Raw genomic sequence first — 20522 nt, forward strand, 5'->3', positions numbered from 1 at the left:
ATTTCTTGGTAAATCAGGACTTCCATTTAGATTCGGTAGGTATGAAGGTGGTAACGGTTTCCAATATAAAGGGAGGAAGTGCAAAATCTACAACTGCGATCCATTTGAGCGAATCACTTTCCCGTAGGGGAAAGACCTTAGTGATCGATATGGATATGCAAGCCGATCTGACGGACTTCTTTCTACCGAACCTTTCCCCCGATTCCATCGAAGATAAAAACATAATGACTCTTTTGCTTGGAAAATCTTCCGTTTCGGAAGTCATTATTCCCGGCAAAGGGATCGATATCATTCCTTCCACATTGACACTGTCCAAGTTGGTAAGAATCGCTTCCGATTCTTTTTTTCTATCCCAACAACTGAAGAAGGCTTTGGAATCCGTAAAATCAAAATACGAATATGTTGTGATCGATACACCGGGTTCTGCAAAATACGAACTCACAAGCGCACTCTATGTCGCACAGTTGGTTTTGATTCCGGTTACACCCAGCAAATGGGCGATCCGAGCCGTCAATCTATTGTTAGATGAAATTGCTCAAACGGAGTCTTTATTCAGCGCCAAAAAAAAATCGGCATTCCTTCCTTGTCTTTTCGGGGCATCCAAAAAACACAGAGATATTTTGGAAAGACTGAAAACCATAGAGGAAATTCCCACTCTCAACGAAATTCCCAAATCAGAGTCCATCAAAACCAAAACGGAAAAAAACGAATTTTTAAAGAAAGGTTCCAATCCCTGGCATGCGTTTGATATTTTGGCGGACGAAGTGATCAAACTCATTGATCCTGAAAGTATTTTTCCTTTCTCCGGTTGATCCGGCATCCGAGCGATTCGTCTTATGAAAAAAAGTAATATTTCAGAATTTGATATGGTAGTAAACGGGGTTACTCTTCGTTTTCGAAAATACGAAGGCAAAAAAAAATCAGATCCTATTGTGCTCATTCACGGCTTATCCGGAAATCTCCAATTTATGAACCGGCTGGCTGACGTATTACAAGTGCTAGATTGTGATATCTACAGTTACGATCTGAGGGGCAGGGGAAGAAGTGACAAACCCCGAGGCATATATGATGCGGAAGTACATGCGAAAGATTTACTTGCAGCAATCGATTTATTAGGCCTCGGTCGGATTCGAATCGTTGCCCATTCCTTAGGAGCCTGGGTATCTCTTGCCTTTGCAAAGTTGGCAGGGGAAAGACTTTCGAAATTAATTCTCCTGGATGGAGCGGGCATCCAACCTGTTTCTCGAAAATTAAGAAACTTGAATATGGTTCGACTTTCTCTCAGTCGGATGGGACGTTTTTTCACTTCCAAGGAAGAATACTTCAAAGAGATCGCGGATTCACCGTTTTTGACTTCCTGGAATAAGAAAATAGAACAGATGTTTGATTATGAACTTTCAGGAAGATTCCGGGACGGGGTAGGCGGCTTGGAGTGCAATATTCCCCTTTATGTGATGGAAGCGGAACTCAACTCCTTGGGGGGAAGTCTTACGAACAAGGGTTTACTTTTGGGCTTATTTCTACATCCCATCGATTTTTTCTTAAAAATGAAAAAGAACAATCATCTTCCCTATGCTTCCGTTTCAGCACCTACATTGGTTGTAAGGGCTATGCGGGCCAATCTGAAATACGGAGACGAGATGTTGCCCGATCCGTCGTATTCCAGAATTTTGAAAGAAATACCGAATGCGCGCGGATTGACTTTGCATGAATACAATCACTATCAGTTCATCATCGAGGATTGTCCCGTTTTGGATCGGGAGATGGTTTCCTTTTTGGAAGATTCCTATTAACGTTTGTTTTTCGATGATTTTTTTTTGACTTTTGCGGATTTCTTTGGTTTTAAAGTTTTGACTTTTTCCTCGGGATGGTGTTTCAAAATTCTATCCAGGCTCTCGAAATCCAAGATGTATAGATCGCAAAATTGGATTGCCTTTGCCGAGAGTTTCCTTTCTGTTCTTTCGAATAAATCCGTTTCTCCGAAAAAACTTCCCTCATTCAATGTGGCGATGACTGTCTTCGTATTTTCCTGATAGATTTCTACTTGCCCTTTGGCAATAAAATACATATTGTTCGGAAAATCACCTTCGCGATAGATCCAATCTCCTTTCATAAACAAAACCGGTTTCAATTCGATTGCCACTTCTCTTTTCAGTTCTTCACTTTTTTCTTTGAAAAACGGAACCGAATCGATGAGTTTCTCGTGCAAATAAAAACTCACATCCGCTTTGATTCCGACCGGCAAATCTTCCCAAATATCATCTTCGTCTACTCCATGTTTGTTTTCCCAAAGGTTGAAATAATAGGATCTGATCCGATTGGACAAGTGACTGGGGAGTTTTTTGTATTTTAAAAACGAATTGATCGAGTTCAATTTTTCTTGAAATGCAATTCTAGAAATATCAATGGTTGATAAAATAGTGGAAATATTACCGATTACATAACCGTAGATTCCGACTCCTACGATCATTACACCCATAGTATAAACCGTTTGTTCGTTGCTTGTGGGAGTGATATCTCCGTAACCGATCGTAGTTAGAGTGGTTACCGACCAATAAAGTGATCTGATATAGCGAGTAATATTATCGCTGTTTTTCAGAAAACCGGGATTCAGGTGAATCCATCCGCAGGCCACCCAATGCGCAAATAGGGAAGTCCAGTAAACAAAAAAAGCCAAACGAAACGTAACGGGACTCAAAACTTCCAAAACTTTATATTGATAATCATCTCTTTCTCCCATAGATAACATTCTAAGGGACTTGAATAATTCGAATACTTTCACCGATCGGGCAAGCCGTAGTACCCGCAAACTATCCGTTAGACCAAAGTAGGAATAAAAGAACTGGCCGAATATATCAAATGGAAAGGCTGAACAAAAATCGATGATAAACCAGGAACTTAAATACCTTTTCGCTATGAGTTTTCTTTTGGTAATCAGAGTCCTTTCCTGAAAGTATCCGGTGAAAAAATTGAGTATTATATCAATTCCGAAAAGAATTTGAATGATCCTTTCATAGAGGGCGATTTGCGTGCCGATTTTATAATCAAATACGATTCGAAGAGGAACTTCGATGGCAAAGTAAGTAGTGGCGCAGAATGTAATTAGATCCCAAATTCTTTTCCAGGGTTTATCAGGATGGATCATGATTTAAGTATCGACTTTTTCATTGCCGTTTTTCAATTGCAAAGAACCTTGGGGGGCAATTTTATGAAAGGTATTGTTCTAAAGAGGTAATTATGTTCGGTGGCGGTGGCAATAAATTCGAGATGATGAAACAAATGAAGAAGATGCGTTCTCAGGTGAAAACCATGGAGAAGGAACTTCAAAGTTTGAATTTTGTGGGAGTTTCCAAAAACAAACTACTTTCCGTCACATTGGATGGAAAATTCAATTTGAAAGCGGTAAACATCGAAGATGAATTGATTGAAAAAAAAGACAAAAACCTTTTGGAAAAATCTTTCCAAGAAGCATTCTCGAAAGCGATGCAAGATGCGCAAGCGGGTGCTGCCAAACAAATGCAGGCTATGGGCGGTTTTCCGGGACTAGGTCTCTAAGAGAAAATCAAAAATAAGACAGATTTCGCATCTGATTTTTCAAATGATAAACTCCTAGCTCTTTCGGGCTAGGAGAATGATTCGAGAGAATTAACCTGCGGAAAGAATTTCCACTTCTACACGGCGGTTCGCACCGTCTTCCGGTTTCAAACCTGCTGCCGGTTTGGAAGAACCGAATCCCTGAACGGAACCGATTCTTTTGGATTCAATCCCGCTTCCGGTGATTGCATCTTTTGCTGTCTCAGCTCTGTTTTGAGAAAGTTTCAAGTTGGTATCTTCAGGACCTGTTTTGTTAGCATGGCCTGCGATATTGATTTTTGTTTCAGGGTAAGCTGCGAGTGCTTCCGCCAACTTATCAAGATTTTCCTTTCCTTTGCCTTTTAGATCCGCTTTTCCGTCTTCGAAGGAAATTCCCCCGTCCATCTTAACTAGAAGTGCTTCCGTTTCTCCGTCCGCACCGGCTACTTTTTCCAATTTGATTCCTTCTTTGGAAAGTTGCTCGTTCATGTTATCGTACATAGTATTGAGATAAAAACCGGTTCCAAGACCTGCAAGGCAACCTGCGCCTAGCCCGATAATCTTACCTTTGTTTTGTGGTTTTTTCTTTTCTAAAGTAAGAGCTTGTTTGATTTGTTTTTGGAAATTGTTTTTTGTGTTTTTGCTGTCTTTTTTTCGTTGTGCTTCGTCATAAACGGCACCTAATGCAAGACCTACGCCACAACCGATGGAGGTGCTGAGAATAAGTCTTTTCGCGTTGTCGGATAAAGAACAAGATACGGAAAAGAGTAAGGATAGCGATGCAATCGCTGCGGTAATTTGTTTCAAGGGATTCTCCTAGAATGAGAGTGATTAAAAATAAATTCCTTCATATGTCTTTAAAAGAGCAAGAGGATTTCTGGGAGAAGGGGGAAAAACTCCCCCTTCCGGGACTAGTACCTGTCCGTCAGTAGTTTCACCACTTGTTCGGGTCTAGTGTTTGCTTGAGCAAGCATGGCGACACCGGACTTGGTGAGAATTTGATTTTTGGTGAACTCCACAACTTCCAATGCCATATCCGCATCGCGGACTTGAGATTCCGAAGAAACAATATTTACATAATTGTTTCCCAAGGATTTCAAAGTCATATCCAGGCGGTTGTAATAAGCACCTAGATCCGAACGCATACGGTTTACTTTGGAAATGGCATCGTCAAGCACCAGAAGAGAGTTATTCGCTTTCTCCGGTGTTGAGAGTGCTAGTTTTGTTCCACCTGTCTTTAATTTTAAGGAAGAACTATTCATCGTATTGATGAATATCTCCACCTTCTCACCCGCATTGGAGCCTACTTGAAGTGACATGGGGGATTTTCCTGCGTGGGAAAATCTTCCGTCCAACGGGCGGATTTTATTGAATTCGGAAGTGTTTCCGATTCGTTCCACCTCTTCGACTAACTGGGATACTTCCAATTGAACTAGCTTTCTATCTTCGTTCGAATAGATCCCGTTAGATGATTGGACTGACAATTCACGAAGTCTTTGCAGAATGGAATTGACTTGTTCCAGAGAGCCTTCCGTCACTTGTAAAAAAGAAAGTCCGTCTTGGGCATTTCTTTCCGCTTGGCCGAGTCCTCTGATTTGTGTTCTGAGTCTTTCCGAAACGGCAAAACCAGGAGCATCATCGCCCGGACGATTGATTCTCATTCCGGTCGATAAACGCTCCATGGACTTGTCCATGTCTCGGTTGGTATTGTGAAGCGAACGCCTTGCGACGAGCGCACTTACGTTGTGATTGATAATCATTGTCACACCCTCCTGTGTGTACATGACCCGCTTGTTTCCCTACAGGCGGAGAAAAGAAAAACCCAAGTCCGCTAGTACAAAATCTTCCACCCATGGTAAAAGAATTTGTACTTCGGTATGGGGCGAGGGTTGCCTTCCTCGTAGACCCAATGAATTTTGCCTTTCCCTTCTAATATAGCTCCTTCAATCTGTGTCTGTAAAGAAAATTTGCAAGGATAGAGATAATAATTTTGAAAATCTATACGAAAGCAGGCGATGCAGGACAGACCTATCTTGCCTCGGGGATTCGGGTTCCCAAGACGGACGGAAGAGTGGAACTGTATGGAACTTGCGACGAATTGAATTCTTTTTTAGGGCTCGCTCTTACATTCTGTAAGTTGAAAGATCCGAAATTTACGGAAGTGCTTTCCGAAATCCAACATCTTCTGTTTGAAGTGGGCTCGGAACTTGCGGGATACATTCCCAAAGGCCAAACAGAATCCATTATCAAAGAAGAAGATATCGTTTCATTGGAATCCGAAATCGACCGACTAACCGAAAGCTTGGTTCCTCTTAAAAATTTTGTTCTACCCGGTGGTACGGAACTTGCTTCCGCATTGCATATTGCCCGCACTGTTAGCCGTAGATTGGAAAGAGATGTGATTCGTTATATAGAATCGGGGGGAAATGTTTCCCAGTCCATTCGCACCTATCTCAACCGATTGTCCGACTACTTTTTTACTGCGGCACGATTTGCAAATCAGGCGGAAGGAGTTTCGGAAACTACATGGAAATCCAGAACCAAACCATAGACAAACATCCCAAAGGTTTGCCTTCGCTTTTTCTCACGGAGATGTGGGAGCGGATGAGCTATTACGGGATGCGAGCCTTACTCGTACTTTATCTTGTCAAAGAACTGCATTTTTCAGACGAAGATGCGGGGCAAGTTTACGGGCTTTATACGAGCTTAGTGTACCTAACTCCTGTTTTGGGGGGATATATTGCCGATAAATATTGGGGTTATAAAAAAGCGATCTATACAGGTTCCTTTTTGATGTTACTCGGGCACTTGAGTTTGGCTGTGCCGAATCTCAATTTTTTTTATCTGGGACTGGGGCTCATCATATTTGGAAACGGTTTTTTCAAACCGAATATGTCCACTCTTGTGGGAAAATTGTACAAAGAAAAGCCGGGACTTCGGGACAGCGGTTTTACCATTTTTTATATGGGAATCAATTTAGGAGGACTTCTCGGTCCCATAGTCTGCGGAAGTCTGGGAGAAAAAGTAGATTGGCATTACGGGTTTGGTGCTGCGGGGATCGGAATGGCGATCGGCATTGCGGTATTTTATTTCGGATCTCGGAAATTGCCGGAATCCGTTTGGTTGCAAGACCCGGAACAAAGATTGGAATCGGAAGAAGTTGCCCGGCTAACAAAAGAAAACGATCGTAATGTACAAAAACGGATCGGACTGATTGTTATCTTATCTTTTTTCAGTATTTTCTTTTGGATGGCGTTCGAACAAATGGGATCTTCGCTCAATTTGTTCGCAGACAGACATACGGATAGAACCTTCTTTCAATATGAAATTCCCGCTTCATTCTTTCAATCGATCAATCCTCTTCTGATCCTGACCCTCGGTCCGATTTTCGCCTATCTTTGGAAAAAACTTTCAGAAAAGAAAATGGATCCGGATCCTATTTTGAAATTTACATTCAGTCTGTTTTTTTTAGGGCTTGGATTTCTGATAATGGTTTGGGCTTCCAAGATCGTAAGTACGGGAGTTCTTGCAGGTGTGTGGTTTTTATTCGGTGCCTATTTCTGGAATACAGTGAGCGAATTGTTTTTATCTCCGGTCGGACTTTCTTTCGTTAGCAAAACCGCTCCTGTGAAGTACGTAAGTATGCTTATGGGTATTTGGTTTTTATCCAATGCAGTGGGTCATTATTTTGCAGGGTATTTGTCCGGTTATGTGAAACAATTTGCGGAGCCTTTCCATTTTTATCTTTTTTTCGTAATTACATCTTGGGGAGCGGGAGCATTGTTATTCTGTCTTTGGTTTGTATTGAAAGATTGGTTGCAGAAAGACTGACGGAAAAGACGGGATTTCGATTTTATCTACCGGTTTTTGGGAAGCCGGTTTTACCCGGAAGTTTTACCAACCAGCTCTTCGATCTCCTGGTATTTTTCTTCTCCTGCGAGCTCTAATACTTGTTCTGCGAGCAGTTTTGATTTCCAAGTGGAAGTTTCGGCAATTTTCGCCCTTACTTTTTGCATCAAAGGAACGGCGCAGGATAGATCTCTAAATCCTAGTCCCATCAGGACTGCGGTAAACATAGGATCACTTGCAATCTCTCCGCATATGGAAATGGGTTTGCGTTGGGACTTTGCCACATCCGCAATATTTTTTAAAAGAAGTAAAAATACAACATGCCAAGGATTATATAAATCGTTTACAACGTGGTTATTTCTTTCCACTGCGAGAAGGTATTGCAATAGATCATTGGTTCCAACACTGTAAAAATCAACATACTTTCCGATAAAAGGAAGATTCAAAGCACAAGCCGGGGTTTCCACCATGATTCCTAGAGGGATTTGTTTGGTGATCTCGATCCCTTCTTCTTTCAGTTCGAGGATACATTCCTGCCAAAGCGATTTTGCTTCCAATACTTCCGTAAGAGTAGTGATCATAGGCAACATGACATGCATGGTTCCGTATTCACTGGCGCGAAGTAGAGCGCGAATCTGTTCTTTGAAAAAATGAGGATGACGTAGTAGATAACGAATTCCTCTGCTCCCTAGAAAAGGATTCGCTTCCTCATAACCGTTCTCCATTTTATCGGCGCCTATATCCCAAACTCGAAAGGTAACCGGCATCTGATCCATAGAAACTAATATCTGTTTGTATGCGGAAAATTGTTCTTCTTCCGTAGGTTTATGATCCGTATAATTGATAAATAAAATTTCGGTTCTGACAAGTCCGATCCCTACGGCGCCTTTATCGAAAGCCGTCTGAACTTCTTCCGCGGAATCAACATTGACCTTAATGGAAAAACGAATTCCATCTTTGGTTTTTAATTCTTTTTTTTCCTCTATCTGAACGGAAGCATTGAATTGACTTTGTAATCCGTGGAGTTTGATTTCCGATAAACTGGGAAATCTGTTGAGAATTCCTTTGGATGCGTCTAACAAAACATAATCTTCGTCATCCACGTGCGAGGTGATGTTTTTTAACCCAACGATGGTAGGTATTCCGAAATTACGGGCAATGATCGCCATATGGCCCGTCTTACCGCCGTAATCCGTTGCAATTCCCTTGATTTTGCTTTTGTCTATGGTAATCATCTCCGAAGGAGTGATTTCTTTTGCGACGAGGATGATATGGTCCGGCAGGTTGGCATTCGCATCCGGTGGTTTTTCGGCTTCCAGATTAGCGGCTAGTCTTTTGCCTATATCCAGAATATGATCCGCTCTTTCTCTGAAAAATTCGTCCGGGATGGCTTGGAATTCTTCGTATAAAGAACTAACGGCTGTTTCTAAGGCGAGATTAGCGCTTTCTTTTCCTTGAGTGATCCTTTCCACGACACGGGCACGAAATAGGGGATCATTGAAAAATACCACCTGGGATTCGAGGATTTCTACCAATTCCCTTTGGGCCGGATCATGGGAATGATTGTAGATAAGAGAGGTAAGCTCCGCTTCCGTTTTTTCCAAACTTTGTTTGAAAAGATCTAATTCTTGTTTTATTTCCTTGGGAGAGAGGTCGGTGCGTTCCTCTTTTTTCTTTCGGGGAGGGCGCCATTTATAGACTTTTCCGTAAACTACACCGGAATAGGCGGAGATTCCTTTGAATATAACCTTCTCTTCTACCATGGTCTTATCGCCTTGGCAGAACTATCCCTAATGAGGACTCAGTTGAAAAGAAAAAAACTAATAATTACTGAGCCACTTCGCTTTTGGAGAATAGGGGAACTCGTTTGCTTTTGAAACTGGTGAGCTCATCCCCTGTTACTTTGCTCATAATGCATTTAGCCAGGGAAATATCCAGTGCATGGCCGGCTTTGGATGCGATCAAATGACCCAAAAAAGGCCTTCCCATCACTGCCAAGTCTCCTACTAAATCCAGGATTTTGTGGCGAACGCATTCATTTTCGTAACGAAGGCTTTCGTTCAGGTATCCGTCATCCGTAAGAACGACTGCATTGTCCAAAGAGCCACCCAGTGCCAAACCGCGGGATTGGAGGGCCTCTACGTCCTTTAGAAAGCCGAATGTACGGGCAGGAAGAATGTCTTCTCCCAGGATATTTTCATCTAATTTCGTTGTGTAGGATTGTCCTCTGAGGAGGGGGTGGTTGAAGTCGATATTGTAAGTTACTTTGAGTTCGTCGGAAGGAAGCATCACTAGGTATTTGTCCCCGTCTACCACCCACATTGGATGGGAAATGCGGATCGGCTCGATGGTTTCTTCCAATTCCTTGATTCCTGAAGAGCGGATTCCTTCCCAGAAAGGAAGAGAAGATCCGTCCATAATGGGAACTTCCACCGCATCGATTTCCAAAATACAATCTGTGATTCCGAGAGTATGTACTGCTGCCAGTAAGTGTTCTATGGTTTGGATCCGGTTGGAACTGCCGTCTCCGATGGTGGTCGCGTTGCTTGTATCCACTACATGGTCGAGAGAAATGGGAATCCGAACTTTGCTGATTCCTCTGTAAAGAAAGAAGACCAGACCTGTGTTAGCAGGAGCGGGGTGCAAGCGGAGAGTGACTGTTTTTCCGGAATGTAATCCTATCCCTTTCAATGTAAGGGATTCTTTTATCGTTTTTCTATGGATCGTATTCATATTTTCTCTTCTCTTTTCCAAAACTCTCTATCTGTTCCTATACCTTAGTGCAAACTTCGTGCCAATAAGAGGTTATTGGCAATATTTCGAAAAAATCTTAAATTTGCCCTAAAATGGGCTACAAAGGCAGTCTTGGGAGGAAAATCAGGGCTGAAAAACTGTAAAAATCTTAGGGAAATCCCTACGTCCTCTTGGAAACTGTCTCATTTTTACAACAGTGTCTCATCGATGCAACAGACATAATCCTAACCTCAAAAGGCGGAAAGCGCCGATCGGATGAAACTTGTAACGGGTGCTTGTTCCCTTGTATCCTCCAAACCTTCCCGGATTTCTTTCAAAACCACTTGGGCATCACCTAATGTGGTATTCACCGACTTGTGAACATCGCTTTCGTTGATGAGCTTTCCCAGAGTTCCCTGGCCTTGGTTGATTTTGCCTGTAATGCTCGCTATATTTTGGACTGTTTTGCGGATGTCGGATCTATTTTCTGAAATCAGTTCTGATAAGGATACAAGTGGATCTTGAGTCACTTTCCCCTGAATGGGAAGGAATCTACTCCCTTTGGGTTGAACTGTGACTTGGGAATAAATTGGTCCGTCCATCTGGAACTGTTTTGTTTTGGGATCGATTTCGAATTTGGAACCCGGATCAAGAGAAACGACTCTTCCTGACAAAAGACTTTCGTTTTTGATGGTAATCTGGTAATTTTCAAAAAGTTGGACAGGTGCTTTGAGAAGTAGTGTCAGTTCCACCTTTGTACCGATTCCCACATCTCCTTCTTTCAAAAGATTTCCTTCTTCGTCGATTTGCACCAACCGGATTTTGGAAACATATCCGAAAGGAACTCCGTGGATGGTTACTTTTCCACCCACTTTGATCCCTTCCGCATCAGGGAAATAAACGGAAAGTCGAAAGCCTTCTTTTTGGAAAGGACCGCCTTCCGTAACAATTGTAAAATAACCAATCGTTAAGAAAGCAAATACAAACAAGATTCCTACAATGATACTGCGTCCGAAGGTTGACATTTTCTTTAATGATCGGCCGGAAACTGTAGATACGTCAATTTGATTTCACCGCCTTTAGTTCCGAGTGATCCAGGATCATCGGGCCTTCCGTTCTTCCGTTGATGAATTGTTGGATGACCGGGTGGGGAGATTCCTGGATTTCTTTGGGAGTTCCGCAGTACAATACCTGACCTTCGTATAAAAAACTAATCCGATCGGCAATCCGGTAAGCGGAACTCATATCATGAGTCACAACGATGCTAGTCAGTCCCAATTCCTTTTGCATTCGAATCACAAGATCATTGATCACATTGGACATGACGGGATCGAGTCCCGATGTGGGTTCGTCGTACATCACAATCTCCGGCCGGGAAGTCAGTGCTCTCGCAAGACCGACTCTTTTTTTCATACCTCCCGAAATATCTCCGGGCAAAGTATCTTTGGCAGGGACCAAATCCAACCAACGAAGTTTTTCCATTACTATATCATCCAGCTCTTTTCCTTCCGCGATTTTATGCTCTCGCAAAGGAAGAGCTACATTCTCATAAACAGTGAGCCAATTGATAAGTGCCCCCGATTGAAACAATACTCCCAGTTTGGAACGTAAACTTTCCTTTTTTCTAGGTTCTGCGTGAGATATGGATTCTCCGAAGATAAAACATTCTCCTTCGTCCGGATCTAAAAGGCCTGTTAGGTGTTTGAGACTGACTGATTTTCCCGTTCCGGAAGGACCTAGGATCACCATTGTTTCTCCCTTCTTTACCTTTATATTCATTCCTTTCAGGATCTTTCTGGATCCGAAAGCCTTGTGAACATTCCGCATTTCAATTGCTAAAGTATCCATATCAGTTCCTATTTGTAGAAGATGGCGGTAAGTACATAACCGAAAAAGATCACCATAAGAAAGGATGTAACAACCGCCTGCCTTGTGGTTTGACCGACTCCAATGGCACCACCTGACGTGCGTAAACCTTGGCTGCAAGATACAGTGGAGATAATCAATCCGAATACGTATCCTTTCAATAATCCCACGTATAGATCTTTGAGGCCGGGGATGGAAGATATTCTGTAAAATACATCCTGAAAATAACTGATTATATCGATTCCTAATTGGAAATGACCTACAATGGCTCCTCCTAAGATCCCTAATGTGGAGGAATATACGCAAAGCACAGGAACCATAATGGAAAATCCGAAGATACGAGGCATCACCAGATAACGAACCGGACTTATGGACATGACTTCCAAAGCGTCTATTTCTTCCGAAACCTTCATGGTTCCGATTTCCGCTGCCATCGCCGATCCTACCGATGCTGCGAGGATGAGAGAAGTCATAAAAGGAGACATCTCCCTGGTCAAAGTGATCGTAAGTAAGAGACCGATCTGACCTTCCGCCCCGAAATCCCGAAGCCCTAGACCTGTGTTGAGTCCCATAATCATTCCCGTAAAAATGGAAACAATGGAAACTACAAATAGGGAACCGACTCCTGCTATAAACATCTGTTCCAGTATTTCCTTCCGTTTGAAAAAAACCTGATGGCTTTGACCGAAAGAACGAAACAGTAGTAATACGGTAAATCCGATTGCATACAACAAAGGTTGGATTTTCTTTTCAAAAAAAAGTTTCATACTTCAAGCCACCATAAAAATTGGAATTTGTTTTTCTCTTCCCTAGTATCGATTCCTACAAGTCCGTAAAGGAATTGGTAACGGAATCCTGATTCGTTTTTCTGAAACTCTACAAGCAGAGGGATATGTATATTGGTTTCTTTTTCGGACCAACGTTGGGAATAAAGTCTTGTTACAAGATGAAGTCTTTTTTCCCCGTTCTTTAGTTTTCTGTATTCGATTACCGAAAAAATAGGCTCCCATACTTCTTCCATAACTTCAAATCGAACGGGAATGATGGAAAGGGTATTCCAAACCATATTTCCTTCGGAATCATTATGATAACGGACGAAAGGCCAGAATTTCCAATAAACATCTTCCCTTCCTGTGCCAACAAACTCTTGTTTACTGTGAGAAAAGAAAGGCAGTAAAAAATAAGATTTTGATTTCAGATGGTTTGTGTTTTGGGAAAGAGATATGTAAAACGGAGTGATGAATTCGGCTTCTTTATTTGCAAAATAAGAATAACCGTACAATGGAAAAATTACGAACTTAGTGAGATCTTTTTTTTCGGAACTATGGTATTGAAAAAAGATAAATAAGGCGGAGTAGTTGGTATGCCCTGTCTTTTTATCATAGCCGTAGGAGAAAAGGGAATTCAGAACCGGAAACCATAAAAAGGCACGACTTTTCATATTTCCATCTTGGGAATCTTTACTCAGATAGAATGGAAAAAACAAAGTATAGTTAGTCGGTTCTTTTTTATCCAATTTTTCCTCTCCCCATTGGAAAAAAGGCCAAAGAACTGAATACCGTTTGTATTTTCCGTCATGTACTTTTCGGGAAAGAAAAGGAAAAATTCTTAATTCACTCCTTGTCTCCGACTGTCCGTACATAGTCAACGGCCATAGCACCGCCCTCGCTTCGAATGTTTTGTATTTCCATTCGGTATAAATGGGGAATAGAAAATAGTTTAACTCCTGATAGGACAGTTTGTTTCTGATTTTACCATAAATGGGAAATAGGCTGAAATAGTTTTCCCGTGCAGTTTCTCCCTTTCCCCACATAAGGAGGGGAGTGAGAAAAAAATCGTCCTCTTCATCGCCTTCTTCGTGTTTGATTCCTGTGCCACTGAAAAAAAACAAGCTGGACCAAGTATACCAATGGTTTGTTTCTTCTTTGTAATAAACGGGAGAAAGATAACTTCTAAAACGAAATGCGGTCGTTTTGTCCTGAAAACTCATATAGAACGGACGAATGGCAAACAAATCCTGATTTGCCCTTTTTTCACTCTCGTACAAAAACCAAAATTGATGATAATCGGAAGGTAGGTCTTCGGTAAAACTATTGGGCAATTTTGCCAAAAGGGGGGAAACAAAGAAAGCCAAACAAATCAGAATAAGGAATTGTTTTTTTATGGCTGATCCCACTTATTTCCTAATATATCTATTAGGAAAAAGGAATCAAGTGATTTCATGAAACGGACAAAACTGGGTTTAATTTTTGGAGGAACTTCCTCGGAACATGAGATTTCGATTCGATCTTCTTATTTTATTTTTAAAACTTTGGACAGAACAAAGTTCGAGGTAAAACCGATATTTATAGATCAGAACGGAGTTTGGAAAATTCCGAAAGATTTCGAAGGAAATTATCCGGATCCGGAAAATATTTCTCCTTCTGACTTCGCGGTTCAGTTTCAGGAAAAAAACGAGATTTATGCAAATAGCGACAAACATTTGTTAAGCTCAATAGGGATTGACGCGGTATTTATAGGATTGCACGGTGGTTCGGGAGAAGACGGGCGCATTCAGGGATTCTTAGATGTTATGGGGATTCCTTACACAGGTTCGGGGGTATTGGCATCCGCCCTTGCCATGGATAAATTCCGTTCCAACCAATTGTTTGAAAAGGCGGGCATTCCAGTCGCACCTTTTTTGGAAGTATCCAAAAAAGACATAGATGCAAAAAGATTCGTATTGCAAATGCCTATCTCTTTTCCCGTTTTCATTAAGCCGACATTAGGCGGATCAAGTGTGAATGCAGGACCTGCGAAGACGCCGGAAGAAGCTATTTTACTTATAGAAAAGATATTTGTTTCGGAGGATCGTGTTTTCATTCAGGAGTTGATTGCAGGAACGGAAGTATCCATCGGAGTTTTGGAAAAAAAAGAAAATGACGGTTGGCAAAGTTTTCCTTTGGTAGCGACCGAAATCCGTCCCAAAACGGAGTTTTTCGATTTTACCGCCAAATATACGAAAGGTGCCAGTGAAGAGATCACTCCTGCGGAAATTCCTAAGGAAACAATGGACAAATTGCAATCCTATACTTTGATCTGTCACAAGACATTGGGTTGCAAAGGATATTCCAGAACCGATTTTATCATTCGAAACGGAATCCCTTATGTTTTAGAAACAAATACTCTTCCCGGAATGACCGGCACAAGCCTTATCCCGCAACAGGCAAAAGCACTTGGAATCGATATGAAGGACGTATTTAACTGGCTAGTGGACTTGGCTCTGTCTTCTTAGGAAAGACAAGTCTTCCCAGTAAAATCGCAACCAAACTAACAATGGTTCCATAAAAGTGACTGGTCATCTCGTCATGGAGCCATTCCAGTGCGATCCATGTACCTAGTCCTGCAAATAAGGAAAAGAGTGCCGCTTTTTGCGAAGTTGTTTTTGTAAAAAGCCCGAATATCATGGGAATAAAAAGTGTAACAAGAGATATTCCTCCCGAATCTTCCACAAGCGCGTAGATGGAAGGTTTTCCCACTGCAAGAATGAAAGAAATAACGGAAATGATGATCACCGAGATTCTGGAAAGCCATAGGATGTTTTTATCGTTTCTGTCTTTTAATGTGTATTTTAGAATATTCTCAGATAGTATGGAGGCAGGAGCAAGGATCGCACCTGAGGCTGTGGAAAGAATCGCTGAGATGAGTGCGGAGAAAAATAAAATCTGAGCGAAGGGTGAGGCGAATTTGGAAACAAGCGTAGGAATGAGTAATTGGGAATTTTCCCCTTCCAAATCAAAACCTGTGAGTAACCTTGCCGCTTGCAATCCTAAGAACAAAGGAATCATTGCAAATGAGAGATATATAAAAGAAGAAAGGAAAGATGCCCGGACGGCCACTTTTTCGGATTTGGCAGACATCACTCTTTGGAAAATGTCCTGCTGCGGTAAACTTCCGAAACCCACCACCATCCATGCCGAAAAATAGACCACCCAGGAATGATAGTTAGGTTTAGGAAAAAAATTTAAAAAACCATCCGGAGTTTCCTTCAGGGTAATTAGGATGGGATGGATTTGATTCATCTCATACAAAACAAAAACGAGTCCGATGATGATGGAGATGGATTGAAAAAAATCCGTCAAAGATACGGACCACATCCCACCCAGATAAGTATAAAATACCACAAGCACGGCTCCGATTATGATTCCTATCAATTGGGGGATACCGAAAATCACCTGCATCATAATTCCGAGAGCGACGAATTGTGCTGCCACCCAGCCGAAATAGGAAAGAATCAAACAGATCCCACCGATGAACTCCATAGATCTTCCGTATTTTTCACGATAAAAATCGCCGAAGGTAAGTATCTGCATTCTGTACAAATACTTGGCAAATACAAGACCCAATAAAAATAAACAGAGGGCACCGCCAAACGGATCTTGGATGACATATAAGAAACCGCCTTTGGCGAATTCGACGGAAGAACCGAGTATGGTTTCACTTCCGAACCAGGTGGCAAAAAGTGCGGCGGTGGAGATGGGGAGAGGGAGGCTTCTTCCTGCTAAAATAAAATCTTTTGCGTTTCCTACTCTTCTTGCTGCAATGAATCCGATTGCTATTGTTATCAGAAGATAACATAATATAAAGAATGCCTGCCAGTTCAAATGTTTCTAAAATAAATCGTCTTCGTTTTTGGATGATGTATCTTCTTTCTTCTTTTTCACTGCTGTCTTTACGATTTCACCCGTTTGGCCTTTCGCCAAAAATTCAATCTTTGCTTCCGCTTCCGTAAGCCTATCGGTACAGACTTTTTTCAAATCCATTCCTCTTTCGTAAGCTTTGATGGATTCTTCCAGGGAGAGTTGGCCTTTTTCCAATTTATCGGCGATATCTTCTAATTCGCGTAATGCGTCTTCAAATGTAATTTGTTTTTTATCGGACATATTTATTCCTTAATTTTATCAATCACTTCAATATTCAGTCTTCCTTTCGAAAGAATGATCTCCAGTTTGTCCTTTGTTTGGATCTGATCTATGGATGAGATTACTTCTTTTTTGTGATTTCGCAAAACGGAATATCCCCGTTTCAAAGTCCCCAAAGGGGAAAAATTTTCCACTCTGGACTGGGTCAGTTCCAATTCTTTTCTTTTTTGTTTGGTGTATTGTTCCATTCTGATCTTTAAGATTTCAGTTTTGGCAAAATCTGTTTTCTTTTGCATCAGAAAATTTTTGCCAAGTAGGGACAAACGATTCATAATTTCATCTATCGCAATCGATCTTGTTTCAAGGATTACGTATGGATTTTGAAAAAAGGTTCTGTTGCTGATTCCTATCAGTTTTTCGCGCCCGATATTGGTTCTGTTTTTTAATGCAAATCGCAATCTGTCTTCCACTTCTTCCATCTTTACCAAAACTTCCGAAACATTGGGGATGGCTAGTTTGGCCGCAGCAGTGGGAGTGGGTGCACTTGCATCTGCGGCAAGATCGGTAAGAACTCTATCTACTTCATGTCCTACGGCGGAGATGATGGGGATTTTGGAATGATAGTATGCCATTACCACCTCTTCCGTGTTAAATGCCATGAGATCTTCGAAAGATCCTCCTCCCCGTCCTGCAATGATCACATCCACCTCCCATTTGGGATCGTTCAAAGCTCGGATGGCTCCAGAGATGGAGGAAGCAGCTTCGTCCCCTTGCACGAGACAAGGGGAAACCAAAATCTGAATGGAAGGATTTAAATCGGTGGCGATTCGAATGATATCTTCTACGGCAGCACCCTTAGGTGAGGTAACGATGCCCAAACGTTTAGGATATTTTGGCAAAGGTTTTTTGTGGGTAGGATCAAAGATCCCTTTTTCCAGAAGGGATGCTTTCAGTCTTTCTATTTGTAATAGAATGTCCCCTTGGCCCAGCTCTTCTATCTTTTGAACGGAAATGCTATAGTATCCTCCCGGTTCATAAACGGATACGGAGCCGAATAAATTGACTTCCATTCCGTTTTTAAGAGGTCTCCCTTTATAGTTTTTCGCCTGAAAGGAAAAGAACGCGCATTTGATTACGCTTGCAGGATCCTTTAGAGAAAAATACATATGACCGGACGAAGCGGTTTGCGAAAAATTGGAGATCTCTCCTTTCACCCAGATGTTTTTCAGACCATCTGTATCCTGTAAGGTGGATTTGATCAGCCGGTTGACGTCGCTGACGGAAAGGGAAGGGATCGGTTCAGGCATTCTTTGTATTTTGAAACCTTGTTTCTCTGAAGATTTTCCAGAAATCCCAAAGGATGGTAACAAGTGTTAGTGCCATCGGGCCGACTATGATACCCGCAACACCGAACTCTTGTAATCCTCCGATAAGTGATAAAAAAATCAAAAAAGGATGTGTATTGAGTCTTTTGTCCAATATCTTCGGTTTGACCAGGTTTTCCAAAATCAAATAGGCTGTAGCTCCTCCGATCATAAATAAAATCCCTGCAGTCCATTGGTTTTGTACGAGTCCGAGGTAGATACCTACAGGCAGCCAGACTACCGATGTTCCGATCACGGGTATAAGTGAAAAAATTGTAGCGATGCTCGAGAGCAGAAACTTGTTCGAAACCGGAGTAAACAAAAGCAAAATGTAAATCAGTACTCCCTGTAACAAGGATATGAATAAATTTCCAAGCATTACGGTTCGAATGGCGTCTTCTATCCTTCTTCCCAATCTTTCCTCTATTTCTTGGGGAAAGGGAAGCTGTAAAAAGAGGGCATGTTCCATTCTATGTCCTTCTTTGTACAAAAAGAAAAGAAGTATGAATGTAAAAAAAGCATTGAAGATGATGGTTCCCGGTAGTTCGATCGAGCCCAATAAAAATGAAGAAGAATTTTTGAGTAGGCTGTAGATGGAATCCAGATTCAATACATCCATGTGTTGGCCGACATATTCACGATAGATATTGGGGAGCTTGATCCAGAAAAATTCGTTTTCCGTAAAAAAATCGGTCAGATAGGGAGAGTTTAACAATAAAGCGACGATCGACTCTTCCGACAGTTGGTTTCTTACATAACTCACCAAATTGAGAGATTCCCGAATGATCGTCGAAAGTATCAGATAGGATGGAACGAAAACACCTGCTAACATTCCTATTACCATTACATAAGGAGAAATGGAATGGAATTTGATTCCTAGTAAACTTCTCAAACGGAGGTGAAGTTTGCGGGTAGTGAGATAAAAAAGCACCGCAAGAAATCCGGCCCAAAGATAAGGCTTGAAAACAAAAAATAAAGTGAAACAAGTTCCGAGAAAAATAGCGCTTAAGATGGCATAGACGATGATTTCGTTTTTGTTTTCTGTCCAGTTTGCCATGATATTAATAGGAAGATTCTTTTTTGAAGAAGTATTTCACCAAACGTCTGTTTTCTTCTTCAATAATGAAAACAGATAGTGATTTTTTAATAAAACCTTCGAAGAGATAGATTGTTTTTTTCGGTTCTTCGTCCTTTTGTAAAAGTTTCCAATCTCCCAAGGCACTTCTCTTTTCAATCGTATTCTGAATTTCTTCTTTGGAAAGTTGGGTTTCCAAAATCAAATAGGATTCTCTTGCATTGGAAAATCCGGACCGAAGTTCCACCGAATCCAAAAAGTGAACCGATTCGGGCAAAAAAGATCTTGGGATCGTAGGAGGAATCCGATCCGGCAAATGCGAAACATTCACTCTTTCAAACGAATAGGATTCTTTGGAAAAGGAAGATGGATTGCACCTAGTGAAAAACAAGCTGATGATGATAAGGAAAAAGGGCATAGGGAAATCAAAATGAGAGTGAGGTTTCCGTTCCATCATTTTTTAAAATCTTCCTTGCAATCCGAGTCTCTTTGTGTTATCTCCAAGACCAGTGGAGTTTTCCTTGCATTTGCAGTCCATTTTGGAATGGGTGATGGGTCTTCCCAGTCTTGCATTGTGGGGATTTTTCGCGTTTTCCAATTTTCTGGAAAATATTTTTCCTCCTTGGCCTGGGGATAGTTTTGTTATTTTTTCCGGATTCTTATCAGCACAAGATCATCCTCCGTTGCCGCTTTGGGGGGTAATCACTGCCACCTTGGCGGGAAATTGGTTGGGTGCCTACGTCATGTTTCGATTTGGCGGAAAAGTTCTTCAGTTCCTCAAAGAAACCAATATCAAGGTTTTACGAAACCTTTATGAAGAGGATTCTCTGGAAAAGACATTCGGCTGGTTTTCCAAAAATTCCATAGCCATCATCATTCTTTCCCGTTTTTCGGCCGGGGTTAGGTTTTTCGTGTCCATTGTGGCAGGAATTACCAAAATGAACTTTGTCCGATTCATTTTCCTATATACGGTCGCGATTTTTTTATGGTGCGGAATTTTGCTCGGTGGAGGTTACAAGCTCGGGCAAAACTGGAACCAAATCATTGTTATATTAAACATATATAACAAATTCATTACTATCCTTTTGGTGGTTATCCTGACTGGTTTCGGAGTTTATCATTATTATCATAAAAAAAAGAACAAAGTTGACAGAGAATGAA

The 20522-nt window shown here is 41.5% G+C and carries 21 protein-coding genes; 7 read left to right on the forward strand and 14 right to left on the reverse strand.

Going from position 1 to position 20522, the window contains the following annotated elements:
- Positions 1-5: 5 nt before the first annotated feature.
- Both DI077_RS08260 and DI077_RS08265 read left to right on the forward strand, forming a co-directional pair.
- Positions 6-812, forward strand: a complete 807-nt coding sequence (locus tag DI077_RS08260) for a ParA family protein (RefSeq protein WP_242935421.1) — start codon at positions 6-8, stop codon at positions 810-812.
- A gap of 24 nt (positions 813-836) precedes the next feature.
- Positions 837-1793 carry an alpha/beta fold hydrolase gene (locus DI077_RS08265; protein ID WP_109019685.1) on the forward strand — a complete coding sequence of 319 codons (957 nt, stop codon included), beginning with the start codon at positions 837-839 and terminating at the stop codon, positions 1791-1793.
- Here DI077_RS08265 and DI077_RS08270 read toward each other — a convergent pair.
- Positions 1790-3145, reverse strand: coding sequence for an ion transporter (locus DI077_RS08270; protein ID WP_109019686.1), 1356 nt, complete (start codon positions 3143-3145; stop codon positions 1790-1792). The genes DI077_RS08265 and DI077_RS08270 overlap by 4 nt on opposite strands.
- A 92-nt stretch (positions 3146-3237) precedes the next feature.
- Here DI077_RS08270 and DI077_RS08275 point away from each other — a divergent pair, with 92 nt between their 5' ends.
- Positions 3238-3555: a YbaB/EbfC family nucleoid-associated protein gene (locus DI077_RS08275; protein ID WP_109019687.1), complete on the forward strand. Its 318-nt coding sequence runs from the start codon at positions 3238-3240 to the stop codon at positions 3553-3555.
- A gap of 90 nt (positions 3556-3645) precedes the next feature.
- Here the strand turns inward: DI077_RS08275 and DI077_RS08280 are convergent, their stop codons facing one another.
- Both DI077_RS08280 and DI077_RS08285 read right to left on the reverse strand, forming a co-directional pair.
- Complete coding sequence (locus DI077_RS08280; RefSeq protein ID WP_109019688.1) at positions 3646-4380, reverse strand: OmpA family protein; 735 nt, start codon at positions 4378-4380, stop codon at positions 3646-3648.
- 104 nt (positions 4381-4484) lie between these two features.
- A complete protein-coding gene (locus DI077_RS08285) occupies positions 4485-5333 on the reverse strand; it encodes a flagellin N-terminal helical domain-containing protein (RefSeq protein WP_109019967.1) in 849 nt (282 codons plus the stop codon).
- 230 nt (positions 5334-5563) lie between these two features.
- On the opposite strand from DI077_RS08285, the gene DI077_RS08290 reads away from it, so the two are divergent.
- Together DI077_RS08290 and DI077_RS08295 are read left to right on the forward strand one after the other, a co-directional pair.
- Complete coding sequence (locus DI077_RS08290) at positions 5564-6124, forward strand: cob(I)yrinic acid a,c-diamide adenosyltransferase (protein ID WP_109019689.1); 561 nt, start codon at positions 5564-5566, stop codon at positions 6122-6124.
- Positions 6100-7404, forward strand: coding sequence for a peptide MFS transporter (locus DI077_RS08295; RefSeq protein WP_109019690.1), 1305 nt, complete (start codon positions 6100-6102; stop codon positions 7402-7404). Before DI077_RS08290 ends, DI077_RS08295 begins: the two co-directional genes overlap by 25 nt.
- A gap of 50 nt (positions 7405-7454) precedes the next feature.
- Here DI077_RS08295 and ptsP read toward each other — a convergent pair whose 3' ends face one another.
- The 6 genes from ptsP to DI077_RS08325 all read right to left on the reverse strand — a co-directional run bounded on the left by ptsP (position 7455) and on the right by DI077_RS08325 (position 14197).
- Positions 7455-9185 carry a phosphoenolpyruvate--protein phosphotransferase gene (gene ptsP / locus DI077_RS08300; protein ID WP_109019691.1) on the reverse strand — a complete coding sequence of 577 codons (1731 nt, stop codon included), beginning with the start codon at positions 9183-9185 and terminating at the stop codon, positions 7455-7457.
- Positions 9186-9249: 64 nt separating this feature from the next.
- Entirely contained in the window at positions 9250-10155 is a 906-nt protein-coding gene (gene lpxC, locus DI077_RS08305) for a UDP-3-O-acyl-N-acetylglucosamine deacetylase (RefSeq protein WP_109019968.1), read from the reverse strand.
- Positions 10156-10406: 251 nt separating this feature from the next.
- Positions 10407-11180: a mammalian cell entry protein Mce gene (mce, locus tag DI077_RS08310; protein WP_109019692.1), complete on the reverse strand. Its 774-nt coding sequence runs from the start codon at positions 11178-11180 to the stop codon at positions 10407-10409.
- 34 nt (positions 11181-11214) lie between these two features.
- Positions 11215-12003, reverse strand: coding sequence for an ABC transporter ATP-binding protein (locus tag DI077_RS08315; protein WP_109019693.1), 789 nt, complete (start codon positions 12001-12003; stop codon positions 11215-11217).
- An 8-nt stretch (positions 12004-12011) separates the two neighbouring features.
- Positions 12012-12788, reverse strand: a complete 777-nt coding sequence (locus tag DI077_RS08320; protein ID WP_109019694.1) for an MlaE family ABC transporter permease — start codon at positions 12786-12788, stop codon at positions 12012-12014.
- Positions 12785-14197, reverse strand: a complete 1413-nt coding sequence (locus DI077_RS08325; RefSeq protein WP_109019695.1) for a hypothetical protein — start codon at positions 14195-14197, stop codon at positions 12785-12787. Before DI077_RS08325 ends, DI077_RS08320 begins: the two co-directional genes overlap by 4 nt.
- 45 nt (positions 14198-14242) lie before the next feature.
- Here DI077_RS08325 and DI077_RS08330 point away from each other — a divergent pair, with 45 nt between their 5' ends.
- Positions 14243-15295, forward strand: coding sequence for a D-alanine--D-alanine ligase (locus DI077_RS08330; RefSeq protein ID WP_109019696.1), 1053 nt, complete (start codon positions 14243-14245; stop codon positions 15293-15295).
- Here DI077_RS08330 and DI077_RS08335 read toward each other — a convergent pair.
- The 5 genes from DI077_RS08335 to DI077_RS08355 are packed head-to-tail and all read right to left on the reverse strand — an operon-like array spanning position 15261 to position 19818.
- Positions 15261-16664 carry a high affinity choline transporter 1 gene (locus DI077_RS08335; RefSeq protein ID WP_109019697.1) on the reverse strand — a complete coding sequence of 468 codons (1404 nt, stop codon included), beginning with the start codon at positions 16662-16664 and terminating at the stop codon, positions 15261-15263. The genes DI077_RS08330 and DI077_RS08335 overlap by 35 nt on opposite strands.
- 6 nt (positions 16665-16670) lie before the next feature.
- The gene (locus DI077_RS08340) at positions 16671-16943 is read right to left on the reverse strand and encodes an exodeoxyribonuclease VII small subunit (protein WP_109019698.1); all 273 of its coding nucleotides are present in this window, start codon (positions 16941-16943) and stop codon (positions 16671-16673) included.
- A 2-nt stretch (positions 16944-16945) separates the two neighbouring features.
- Entirely contained in the window at positions 16946-18229 is a 1284-nt protein-coding gene (gene xseA, locus DI077_RS08345) for an exodeoxyribonuclease VII large subunit (RefSeq protein WP_109019699.1), read from the reverse strand.
- On the reverse strand, positions 18222-19343 hold the full coding sequence (locus DI077_RS08350; protein ID WP_109019700.1) for an AI-2E family transporter: 1122 nt from the start codon (positions 19341-19343) through the stop codon (positions 18222-18224). The genes xseA and DI077_RS08350 overlap by 8 nt, the downstream gene beginning before the upstream one ends.
- Positions 19344-19347: 4 nt before the next feature.
- Positions 19348-19818 (reverse strand): hypothetical protein, encoded by a 471-nt coding sequence (locus tag DI077_RS08355; protein ID WP_109019701.1) that lies wholly within the window; start codon positions 19816-19818, stop codon positions 19348-19350.
- 34 nt (positions 19819-19852) lie between these two features.
- Between DI077_RS08355 and DI077_RS08360 the strand changes: the two genes are divergently transcribed.
- Positions 19853-20521: a DedA family protein gene (locus DI077_RS08360; protein ID WP_242935422.1), complete on the forward strand. Its 669-nt coding sequence runs from the start codon at positions 19853-19855 to the stop codon at positions 20519-20521.
- Position 20522 lies beyond the last annotated feature (1 nt).

The sequence above is a fragment of the Leptospira kobayashii genome (genome assembly GCF_003114835.2).
GTDB classification, from domain to species: domain Bacteria; phylum Spirochaetota; class Leptospiria; order Leptospirales; family Leptospiraceae; genus Leptospira_A; species Leptospira_A kobayashii.